This is a genomic window from Parafrankia sp. Ea1.12 (genome assembly GCF_900465275.1).
GTDB classification, from domain to species: domain Bacteria; phylum Actinomycetota; class Actinomycetes; order Frankiales; family Frankiaceae; genus Parafrankia; species Parafrankia soli.
Window position 1 is genome coordinate 1 of sequence record NZ_UBIZ01000493.1, and the last position, 9,930, is coordinate 9,930.

Genomic DNA, 9,930 nt, shown 5'->3' on the forward strand with positions numbered 1-9,930 from the left:
ACACGAAATACACCACCAGCCGGGACGGCAGCAGCCGGCGGCGCACCTCCACCGTGTCCGTCGCCTCGAGGACCCGGTCCACCAGATCCGGCGGGAACGCCTTCGTCAACGCCCCCACCGACACCCGGTCCGGCAGCCAGCCTTCCGGCGACAATCCCTCAGCCCCGTCATGAGCCACATCACCAACCTACCAGCCGGCGATCACTTAAAGCATGGCCATTGGCCCGTAGGCCTGCTGCGCGAGGACCGCCGGATCGGCGCGCCCCGGGCCGCCGGCCTGCTCGTCTGCCGTGGCGACCCAGACCCAGCCGGGGCTGCCGGCCGGGTTGCCGGTGTCGTCCGCGGCAAGTCCGCTGGGAAAGCAGTGGCGGGCACCTCTGAAACCTGACAACTTCGCACCATGCCCGACATCGACGTGTGGCCCCGTTCAGTGGACGATCTACGTCGGCTGGAGGCGGCGGATGCGCTTCCGAAGCTCCTGTTCTTCTGGGGTCACCGACCACCGCCGGGCGGCGGCGTCGGGAAGGGCTGTCTCAGCCAGTGGTGGCCGGTCAGTTTCACCGTCGGTGACACCGACTATCGCAGCGCCGAGCATTTCATGATGGAGCAGAAGGCCCGGCTGTTCGGCGACGACGCGGCTGCCGAACGGGTACTCGCCGCCGCGAGTCCAGGTGAGGCGAAGGCGCTGGGCCGCCGGGTCCGCGACTTCGACGAGGAGATCTGGGCCCGTGGCCGCTACGACATCGTCGTGCGCGGCAACAGCGCGAAGTTCAGCCAGCATCCCGCGCTGCGGGAGTATCTCGTCGGTACCGGCCGGCGGACGTTGGTCGAGGCGAGCCCGGTCGACCGCGTCTGGGGGATCGGCGTGGCGGCCGATGACGAGCGGGCGGGCCGCCCGAGCACCTGGCCCGGTCTGAACCTGCTCGGTTTCGCACTCATGGAGGTGCGCGCCCTGCTGTCGGCAGCACCCGGGCGTTGACCCGCGACCAGGCCGTCGCGCTGTTCCGTCCCGACGTCGCGATGGTGATTCGCATGCTTTGAGGAGGCGTTCCTGTGGCCGCGATGGTGGGGAAGCGGCTGCGGCGGTGGCTGCACCGCGCTGTCGTCGCCTTCGACGAAGGTGGCGAGCGTGATGACCTGCCAGAGCCTGCGACGCCCGGGCGTGGGCACCGGTCCACCCCGCCCGGACGGCGAAACACCAGCCCGCCGCGTGCCGGCGGGAAACCGGCCCCTGCCGGTCCAGCGGCTCATGCCCGTCCGGCGGACGGTGTCGGCTCGGGTTCCCCGGCACGCTCGGGTTCTCCAGTCGAGTCGAATGCCTGTTCCGGTGGACTTTCCGTGGGTGTGCGGGCCGTCAGCCGGTCGATCTGCCGAAGGCGTGAGGATCGGCCGGGCGGAAAAGTGTGCTGCCGGTGGAATTGGCTACTCCGCCCGTATAAACCGCGTCGTAGGCGGAGAAGTCCTCGTCGTAGTTCGTCAGCGCCGTTATCCGAAAAGGTTGCCCGTTGTTGTCGATCACCTTGGTTGTCGACTGGCCGGCCGTCGCGATTTTTAGCTGGATTGTGAACTCGCAGTACTGGCGCAATGTCCGGGGAAAGATGGTGACTGCCTGATTCTCGCCGGGACGCAGCGAGATGGTGTACGAGTTGAAGTAGTTTCCGACGAAATTGTCGTGATCGTCGAGGATCTGCGCGGTGCTGCTCTGACTGTCCAGGTCGAAGCCCAGGCGGATGCTCGGGTCCGAACCGGCGGGCGGCGAGTAGAACAGGGTTCCCGTCGCCGGTTCACGGCAGTTTCGGACAACCTCCATACTCGTGATCACCACCTCGTCATCGGCGGTTCCTCGAAGTACCATGCGGATGGTCGCAGCGCGGCCGTCCAATGCCGCACCTTTCTTGAGGAACCAGTCGAAGTACCCCTGCGTGTCGCGCATCTTTTCCACCTCGACCGCGTCCACAGAGGTGAATCGGATGGGGCCAGGGACAACGAATATCTCCGACCCGTCCATCGAGAACGTCACGGAGTCGACGGCTACCGGGTCAGTCGTGGTGGGCTGTGATCCCGCCATCGGAACGAGAATCAGCATGAGCACAAGCAGGCCTGCGCCGCCCCCGAGGGCGAACAGCAGGCGCGCCCGGCGGTTTCGCCTACCGCGTCCGAGGGTGGTGTCACGCCTGTCGGGCGGACTGATGAAAGCGGAGTTCTCCGGATATACTTTTCCGGCCTCGGTCAGGATACGCCGCCGGCCGTCCACCAGCACGCCGGCCTCGAGCAAGCGGCTGATTTCCATCCAGAACTCGACGGGGGTGCTTGCCTGCCAGGGCTGTCGTGCCGTCTCCAGGCCGGCGGCCTTGAGGATGATAATAACCTGTTGTTGCTGAGGGAAAGCGGTGGAGAGTGCGGCGATCTCCTCGACCGATAATGCTTCGGAGGTCACTTCGTGACTCCACTGAATTTTGACGCCGCACGCAACTGAGCACGCCCCCCGACACGCTGGACAGTCCTGGCAGCATACCGCACTCCACGTCCTTGACCGCCGCGGCCGCGGCCGCGGCCGCTTACCAGGTCAGCAGGGCGAGCCCGTCCTGATCCTGCATTCGATCTCCTCCCGGTCGTCGAGATCCTGGTGCATGTCATCCAGCTCCAGGCCGGCGAGGAAGAGTGCGACGACCAGGAAGGCGCAGAACAGGAGCAGGAGCGCGGCAGCGGCCACAGAAACCATCCGGCCGTTTGACACGGTCTTGGCTGACATCGGATTTTCGGGCTTCGCCGCAAAGTAGATCACGGGCACCGTGGAACCCACTGCGAAGTCCCCGGGCATCACTTCCTTACGTTCCGCCCCACCGGCGTCCAGGAATCTGACCCGCACTCGATTACTGGCCGCCATCGTGCACGGCTTCGCAGACCACAACGGGTCACCGGGCGTCCGCGAACTCGACGGCATCCGCCCCGCCCGGCAGATCGACTTCCGCGGCGCCACCTGGCTACGGCGGTTCGCCGCACCTTCGGTGAGAGTGTGCGGTTCGATGAAGGAGACTCGCATCGTCGCGTAGATCGGACCGCCGGTGGTGGGCTCCTGGCAGGACGCCGCGCTGGTCGCGGTCGACCTGGAAGGCAGCGGCGCGCAGGACCGCGGCCGGGAAGCCATCCTGGAAATCGCGACCATCCCCCTGACCGCCGGCGTCGTGCAGGTCGCAGAGGGCTACCACACGATGATCAATCCCGGGCGGAGCATCCCACGCCGGCCCTGGATCTCCCCGGGGCTCACGAACGACGCGCTGTCCGGGGCGCCTGCGCTCAGCAGCGTCGAACCAGAGCTCTCCGCCCGTCTGAACAGCCGGATTCTCGTCGGCCACAACATCGCCGTCGACTGGCGGCTCCTCCAGCGGCGCTGCCCGACCCTCCGCCCCACCGGGCTGATCGACACCCTGCGACTGGCTCGCCAGCTGGACACCGAGAGGGCAGGCCTTTCGCTCACCGCGCTTCTCGACCGTCACACGCTCACCCGGCGGGTGAGCGAGCTGGCGCCAGGAGGGCAACCACATCGCGCGCTGTGGGATGCGGTCGGGGCCGGTCTACTCCTGGCGTGCCTTGCCGAGCAGATCCACGGCGCACGGCCGGTTTCGCTCCGCGAGCTTCAGCGCCTCGCGGCAATCCCGCTCGCCACGCTCACCCCGATCCGACCGGGCGGCGAACAGACCGAGCTGTTCCCCCGTGCCACCGCTGACGGCAGCCCGCAGGTCCGTCTGCGCCGGCCACCGCGACCTTCCCGGAACTCCCACGCGTGGAGGTGACCAGCTGGCGGGCCCACGCCCGCACCCTGGCGGACCAGGTCACCCATCCCGGCTCCCGCTGGCACCAGGCGCTCGTCGACACACCGCGGCACCGGTTCGTGCCCGCCTGGTGGGACGACAGCGACGGGCCGTGGGTGCTGCGCCGCGGTCAGCTCGCCGGCGCCTACGCGGACCGGTCGCTGGTCACCCGGGTCGGCCCGCTGCACGCCGACCTCGCCGAGGACGACGACCACCCGCGGGGCCGACCGACCTCGTCGTCGACCGCGCCGAGCCTGGCCGTGACGATGTACCGCTACGGGCATCTGTCCAGGGGCCTGGACATCGCCGACGTCGGCACCGGGTCGGGATATGGGGCGGCCCTGCTCGCCCGCCGCTACGGGTCCCGGCACGTCACCACCCTGGACGTCGACCCGTACCTGGTGTCCGCCGCCGCCGGCCGGCTGGCCGCCCTCGACCTGTGCCCGACGGCGCTGACCGTGGACGCCACCGGCCCGCTGCCCGGCACCTACGACCGGATCGTCTCCATGGTCGCGGTTCCCAGCATCCCGCCGAGCTGGCTGGCCGCGTTGCGTCCCGGCGGCCGGCTGGTCACCACTATCCGCGGCACGTGGATCATCCTCACCGCGACGAGAACCCCCGACGGGGTGTTCGGGCAGGTAGAGCGGGACTGGGCCGGTTTCATGGATGTTCGCAGCGGCCCTGACTACCCTCCGGCCGCCGCCGTGGACTTCGACGGGGTCGCCGAGCGGGACGGCGAACAGGTGGGCGTCGGCCGGTACCCGGTGCTGAATGTCGCCGACGCCTGGGAGTTGTCCACCATGCTCCACCTGGCCATCCCGGGTATCGAGCACCGCTATCGCCGCGGGTCCGACGGCCGGCACACCGCGCTCATGTCCCACCCTGACGGGTCATGGGCGCGGGGAACCGCGATCGGTACCGATCCACCGACGGTGCACCAGGGCGGGCCCCGCCGGCTGTGGGACGCGCTCGACGCCGTCCGGGACGACTGGCTCCGCCTCGGATGGGCCCCGTTCCTCGGCGCCCGGGCGATGATCCGCGACGACGGCACTGTCAAGCTCCTCCGCGGCGACTGGCGGGCAACCATCCACGCCGTCCCGACGCCCTAGGAACGAGACGGAGGCCCGGCCGTCCAGCGCGGCGCGCCTGGCCTCCGCTGGCATCGCAGGATGTTCCGCCGCCCGGGCGTGGGATCGGTACCCACGCCCGGGCGGCGAAGGACATGCCCGCCGTGCGCTCAGCCGACGAGGACCGTGGTGATGTCCATCTGGTGGACGGCCGTCGACGTGCAGGCTGTGGCGACCGCCGGCGGGTCAAGCGACAGCGAGTGCATCGACCCCGGCGGGTTGACCTTCAGGGCCCGGACGGGCGCGGTCTCCCCCGGTTGGGCACAGCCCACCTGCAGGCCAGGCTGCACGGTGTGCAGGACTGCGCGTGCGGATTCGCCCGGCTTCAGGAACACGACCGGGCCGGTCGGGCCGGTGTGGGCGGCCGGGGCGCCGACCTGCTGGCCGTCGTCGCCGACGAAGGACACCTGGGGGAATCCCTGCAGCCAGCAGGCCGCCGGCCCGGTGTTGGTCAGGACGAGCTGCTGGAAGATGTTGCCCGCGCCGGGGTCCGGGCGGGTCGAGCTCAGTGTCAGCGACGAGCCCGGACACATCCCGGACGGACCAGCGGCACCGCCCGACCACATGCCGCCGGACGACATGCCCGCCGGGGGACCGCCCGCCACGGCGCTGGCACCGTCTCCCACGGCCAGCCCGATGAAACCGGCGGCGGTCAGCGCGGCGCTGGCGAGCAGCAACGCCTCCCGGGAACGAGCCGCGTGCCGGCGGGAAACCGGCCGGGAAACCGGCTCAGGCCGGCCCAGCGGCTCTTGCCGGTCCAACGGTCCGGGCCCGTCCGACGACCGGTGCCAACTCACCTGCCCCAGCACGCTCGAGTGTCCCGGTCGAGTCGAACGCCTGCTCCTGGTCGGCTTTCCGTGGGTGTGCGGCTCGTTCACGGCGACCTCCCCAGTCCGGCGCCCGGATAGGCACGACGCCGGAATGCTCATGCGGTGCCTGATACGCATCCAGTTGCGGAGCCTCGGTGAGATTTCTCTGCTGGGCGCGGCACCGCATCCAGCAACGGTGTCCCGCCTTTGTCGACCGCCTTCCTTCCCCGGTAACGGTGCGTGACACCCAGGGTGCGGGCTGGTCCGGCGGGCGGGAACCCGGCTGGTCCGATCGGGCGGTGCCGGGTAGGGCGCAGGTCACTCCCGGATGGGTCCCGTCAAAGCACTCCCCGCCCGCATCTCCTGGACCCCTGCAAAACTGGCGGAATGGAGACCGAACGATTCGAGGTACGGCGGCAGATCGCCGCATCGCCGGAGAGAATCTTCGCGGTGCTGTGCGATCCGCACGGGCACGTCACGATCGACAGCTCCGGGATGCTCCAGTCCGCGCAGGGCGATCCGGTCACCGGGATCGACGACGAGTTCGTCGTCCACATGGACCGGGAGTCCCTGAACGACTTCCCGCTGGGGAAGTACGACGTCACCGTCGTGATCACCGGGTTCGTTCCGAACACCGAGATCGAGTGGACGATCACCGTCAAGGACTGGCCGCCTATCGGGCACCGGTACGGCTACCGTCTCGAAACGAGCGAGGGTGGCACGCTGGTGACGTCGTACTACGACTGGAGCGCGATCGGTGACGAGTACCGGGAAGGTGTCTTCCCGGTCATCCCGGAGGCCGGCCTGCGGGCCACCCTGGGGATCCTCGCCCGCACGGTCGAACGGCCGCGGTAGCCCGAGTCGTCGATGACGTTGCGGAACCGGGTTCGGGGCAGCCTGTTCGGTGGAGCTCTGGGGGCGGCGCTCGGCGCGGGGCTGGCAGGAATGTCGTGGGCCCAGATCAAGCACCGGTTCGGGCCGGGCGGCGTGACCGGGCCGACCGGCGCCTACGGCGTGCACCTGCCGATGACGACGAACACCCAGCTCGCGCTGTTCACCGCCGAGGGGATGCTGCGGGCGAGCGTCCGTTTCCGCAGCAAGGGGATCTGCCATCCGCCCGGGGTCGTCTGGTACGCCTACCAGCGATGGTTGGCGACCCAGCGCCGTGCCGCCCCGCCGCGCGCCGGCGACACCGGTGCCGGAACCGGAGCCGGGGAGCACGGCTTCGTCCTCACCGGCTGGCTGATCACCCAGCCGGTGCTCTACGCCCGCCGGTTCCCGGGGCAGGCCACGCTCACCGGTCTGTCCCTGCCGAAACCGCCGGCGGCGGAACAGCGGGTCAACCCGACGAGCAAGGGCTGCGGTGCGCTCACCCGCTCGGCGCCGTTCGGCCTGTTCTGCGACAGCCCGGCGACCGCCTGGACCTTCGCCGCCGAGTGCGCCGCGTTCACCCACGGTCATCCAGTCGGCGTGCTGTCGGCCGCCGCCTTCGCCTGGATCGTCGCGGAGGTGACGTACCACGGCCGGACCGTCGTCGCCGCCACCGAATCCGCCCTCGGACGGCTCGCCGACGAGGATGGCGCGGAACCGGTCTGTCTGGCGTTGCGGGCGGCGCTCGACGCGGCGACGGCCGGGCCCGCTGGCCGGGGAACGCGTGGCCGGGCTGGGCCGGGGGACGACCGCGGAGCGGGCACTGGCCATCGCCGTGTACTGCGCCGCGGTGCCGGCCGATCCGCGCGCCGCCCTCCTGGCCAGCGTCAACCACTCCGGTGACAGCGACTCCACCGGCATGGTCTGCGGGAACCTGCTGGGCGCGGTGTACGGCGAGAACGTCCTGCCCGGCGACTGGCTCACCGCCCTGGAGGGCGCGGATCTGATCGGCGAGCTCGCCGACGACGTCGTCCGTGAGCTGCTCGACCCGCCTACGGAGCCCGAAGCGTGGGGTGGCGCCACCCTGGCGTGGTTCGACCGTTACCCCGGTGGCTGAGAGCCACCCCGGTCTGAGCTACCCCGGTGGCTGAGCGCCGGCGGTGTCGACCGGCCCGGCCAGGTCCGGGGTGATCTCGTCCGGGCTTCGGGCACCGACGAGGGTCATGGCGTGCCGCAGCTCGGCGGTGACGGTGCTCAGCAGCCGTTGCACGTTGTCAGCCCCGCCCGTGGCCAGCGCCCACAGGACGGGCCGGCCGAGCAGGACCGCGCGGGCCCCGAGGGCGAGGGCGGCCAGCACGTGGACGCCGCTGCGCAGACCGCCGTCGACGTAGGTCTCGGCGCCGGTGCCCGCCAGGGCGCGGGCGATGCCGGGAAGGGCGGTGGCCGTGGGGACGGCGACGTCCCCCGGTACGGCCGTCGGTAGCAGGCGGCCGCCGTACCAGGGCGCGTCGGAACCGGGGCCGGGATGGGGCCGGTCGCCGACGACCGGGGTGTCGACGGTGAGCACGAGGGCGGCCGCGCCGGCGGCTTCGGCCCGGGCCACGAGGTCCCGGGTGAGGCCGCGGTCGCGCAGCACGTAGACCTGCGCCCACCACGGCGCGCCGGTGTCGCGTATCTCGGTGTAGGGCTGGTTGGTCAGGCAGGAGACGCAGACCAGGGATCCCGCCTTCGCGGCGCCGAACGCGGTGGCGACGGCGCCACCGGGCGCCACCACGTGCTGCGCGGCGGTCGGGGCGACCAGGACCGGGGTGTCGACGGGGGTGCCGAGCACGGTCGTGGCGGTGCGCACGCTGGTGACGTCGCGCAGGACCCGTGGGTGCAGCCGCAGCGCGTCCCAGGCCGGGGTCGCCTCGTGTAACGCGTGGTGGGTGCCGGCGCCCTGCCGGAAGTAGTCGTACACCTCGCGGGGCAGGGCCGCGGCGGCCTGTTCCGCAAGCTCGTCCACCCACCGGGTCGCTGCCCGGCTCCGGAGGCGAGAGCGCGGGCCCGGCCGGCGTGATCGCATTCCTGGTCCACGCCAGCTCCCCCACGCCCGTGTCGGCAGCCCGGACGCTGCGGCCCGCGCGCGGCAGACCCCCACCGTCGCACCGACCACATTGTTCGTATTTGACGGATCGGAAGCAAGCCGCGGGACGTCGGGCGCCGGTAGGACGACGCTGACCGACCTACTTCCGGCCGGCGGCTGCGGTGGCCCGGGGTGCGGCCGGCGTCAGGGCAGGAACACCGGGCCGCCGTGGGCCCGGTTGCGCATCGTGGCGTCGGAAGAGGAAGTACGCCGCGAGATCCTCCGCCGAACCGGCACCCTGCTCGTCCACGGCACCCTCCTGCCTGTCGTCGTCCGCATCCCATCAGAGGCGCGGAGGGTGACACAATGCTCACGGCGCGCCGGGCTGGCGACAGGTCAGGGCGGCCGGCCAGCGACCCGGTCGCGGCACGACAGCCGGCTGTCGAGGATGGCGGGGCGCGCGGTCGGGTGGTCGGGTTCGTCAGTGGCCTGGCCGGGCGGCGGCAAGTCCGAGCAGTTCCGGGACCGGCTGGTCGCCATCGTCTTCCGCGGTCTTTTCGAGGACGAGCCCCGCGCCCGTCAACGCGTTCAGCAGCACGGGTAGCGGGACGTTGACGACCCCGACCCGGGAACGGATCCCGTCGCCGAGCAGAGGATGTTGCTCGACGCGCTGGTGGTGGCGGTAGCCGGGGTGGACGGTGCAGGTGCCCCGGCTGTCGCGTTCGACGAAGACGCCGCCGAAGCAGGGATGCGCGCCGACGACCACCAGGTGTCCGCCGGGCCGCAGCACGCGGTGGGCCTCGGCGAACACCGGGGGCAGGTCGTCGAAGTCGGTGCTCGTCATGATCATGGTGGCGGCGTCGACGGACCGGTCACGGAGTGGGAGCCGCTCGGCGCTGGCGACCACCGCGGTGAGGCCCTTGCGGCGGGCAAGGTCGATCTGGGGCGCGGAGATGTCGACGCCGACTGGCTGCCAGTCCAGGCCGGTCAGCGCGGGGGCGTGCGCACCGCCGCCGCAGCCCAGGTCAAGGCACAGACGGCCGCGGCCGGGGCCGAGGAGCCTCGCCAGGAGGCGGTCCGCGGCACGGGCGAACGGCAGTCCCACACCCCGGGTCGCATAAGAGCGTGTCTCAGGTGGGGTGTGGGAGTTTCTTCCAGCAGGTGATCGCGGCAGCCAGGGAAAGGAATCCGAGGAAGTTACGGCCGTTGCGTTCGTAGCGGATGGTCAGTCGGCGGTAGCCGTCCAG

Annotated in this window: 14 protein-coding genes; 7 read left to right on the plus strand and 7 right to left on the minus strand. The window is 71.1% G+C overall.

The genetic code is table 11. The features are described 5' to 3' along the window. Positions 1-178, minus strand: a 178-nt coding sequence (locus tag FMEAI12_RS40280) for a transposase domain-containing protein (protein ID WP_200835452.1), incomplete at its 3' end; no start/stop codon positions are given. A 27-nt stretch (positions 179-205) separates the two neighbouring features. Beyond that, on the minus strand, positions 206-391 hold the full coding sequence (locus FMEAI12_RS29235) for a hypothetical protein (protein ID WP_112108579.1): 186 nt from the start codon (positions 389-391) through the stop codon (positions 206-208). A gap of 39 nt (positions 392-430) precedes the next feature. Here FMEAI12_RS29235 and FMEAI12_RS29240 point away from each other — a divergent pair, with 39 nt between their 5' ends. Further along, complete coding sequence (locus FMEAI12_RS29240) at positions 431-979, plus strand: NADAR family protein (RefSeq protein WP_235014744.1); 549 nt, start codon at positions 431-433, stop codon at positions 977-979. 375 nt (positions 980-1,354) lie between these two features. Here FMEAI12_RS29240 and FMEAI12_RS29245 read toward each other — a convergent pair whose 3' ends face one another. Beyond that, positions 1,355-2,437, minus strand: a complete 1,083-nt coding sequence (locus tag FMEAI12_RS29245) for an effector-associated domain EAD1-containing protein (RefSeq protein WP_112108581.1) — start codon at positions 2,435-2,437, stop codon at positions 1,355-1,357. Positions 2,438-2,566: 129 nt separating this feature from the next. Then, a complete protein-coding gene (locus FMEAI12_RS29250) occupies positions 2,567-2,821 on the minus strand; it encodes a hypothetical protein (RefSeq protein WP_160144347.1) in 255 nt (84 codons plus the stop codon). 67 nt (positions 2,822-2,888) lie between these two features. On the opposite strand from FMEAI12_RS29250, the gene FMEAI12_RS36745 reads away from it, so the two are divergent. From FMEAI12_RS36745 to FMEAI12_RS29260, 3 genes are read left to right on the plus strand one after another with little or no spacing between them, the layout of a single operon-like run. Continuing rightward, positions 2,889-3,053 (plus strand): hypothetical protein, encoded by a 165-nt coding sequence (locus tag FMEAI12_RS36745; protein WP_160144348.1) that lies wholly within the window; start codon positions 2,889-2,891, stop codon positions 3,051-3,053. Between the two features lie 12 nt (positions 3,054-3,065). Beyond that, positions 3,066-3,794, plus strand: a complete 729-nt coding sequence (locus FMEAI12_RS29255; RefSeq protein ID WP_112108583.1) for a 3'-5' exonuclease — start codon at positions 3,066-3,068, stop codon at positions 3,792-3,794. After that, positions 3,791-4,921, plus strand: a complete 1,131-nt coding sequence (locus FMEAI12_RS29260; RefSeq protein ID WP_112108588.1) for a methyltransferase domain-containing protein — start codon at positions 3,791-3,793, stop codon at positions 4,919-4,921. The genes FMEAI12_RS29255 and FMEAI12_RS29260 overlap by 4 nt, the downstream gene beginning before the upstream one ends. Before the next feature lie 128 nt (positions 4,922-5,049). Here FMEAI12_RS29260 and FMEAI12_RS29265 read toward each other — a convergent pair whose 3' ends face one another. Continuing rightward, positions 5,050-5,616 carry a DUF4232 domain-containing protein gene (locus FMEAI12_RS29265; protein WP_235014748.1) on the minus strand — a complete coding sequence of 189 codons (567 nt, stop codon included), beginning with the start codon at positions 5,614-5,616 and terminating at the stop codon, positions 5,050-5,052. 519 nt (positions 5,617-6,135) lie between these two features. On the opposite strand from FMEAI12_RS29265, the gene FMEAI12_RS29270 reads away from it, so the two are divergent. The 3 genes from FMEAI12_RS29270 to FMEAI12_RS39365 are packed head-to-tail and all read left to right on the plus strand — an operon-like array spanning position 6,136 to position 7,735. Next, complete coding sequence (locus tag FMEAI12_RS29270) at positions 6,136-6,603, plus strand: SRPBCC family protein (RefSeq protein ID WP_112108585.1); 468 nt, start codon at positions 6,136-6,138, stop codon at positions 6,601-6,603. A 12-nt stretch (positions 6,604-6,615) separates the two neighbouring features. Further along, positions 6,616-7,521, plus strand: coding sequence for an ADP-ribosylglycohydrolase family protein (locus tag FMEAI12_RS29275; protein WP_255565756.1), 906 nt, complete (start codon positions 6,616-6,618; stop codon positions 7,519-7,521). Further along, a complete protein-coding gene (locus FMEAI12_RS39365; RefSeq protein WP_255565757.1) occupies positions 7,403-7,735 on the plus strand; it encodes an ADP-ribosylglycohydrolase family protein in 333 nt (110 codons plus the stop codon). The genes FMEAI12_RS29275 and FMEAI12_RS39365 overlap by 119 nt, the downstream gene beginning before the upstream one ends. Positions 7,736-7,753: 18 nt before the next feature. Here the strand turns inward: FMEAI12_RS39365 and FMEAI12_RS29280 are convergent, their stop codons facing one another. Then, positions 7,754-8,683: an alpha-hydroxy-acid oxidizing protein gene (locus FMEAI12_RS29280; RefSeq protein ID WP_112108586.1), complete on the minus strand. Its 930-nt coding sequence runs from the start codon at positions 8,681-8,683 to the stop codon at positions 7,754-7,756. A gap of 481 nt (positions 8,684-9,164) precedes the next feature. Then, complete coding sequence (locus FMEAI12_RS29285; RefSeq protein ID WP_235014753.1) at positions 9,165-9,788, minus strand: class I SAM-dependent methyltransferase; 624 nt, start codon at positions 9,786-9,788, stop codon at positions 9,165-9,167. Between the last annotated feature and the right edge of the window lie 142 nt (positions 9,789-9,930).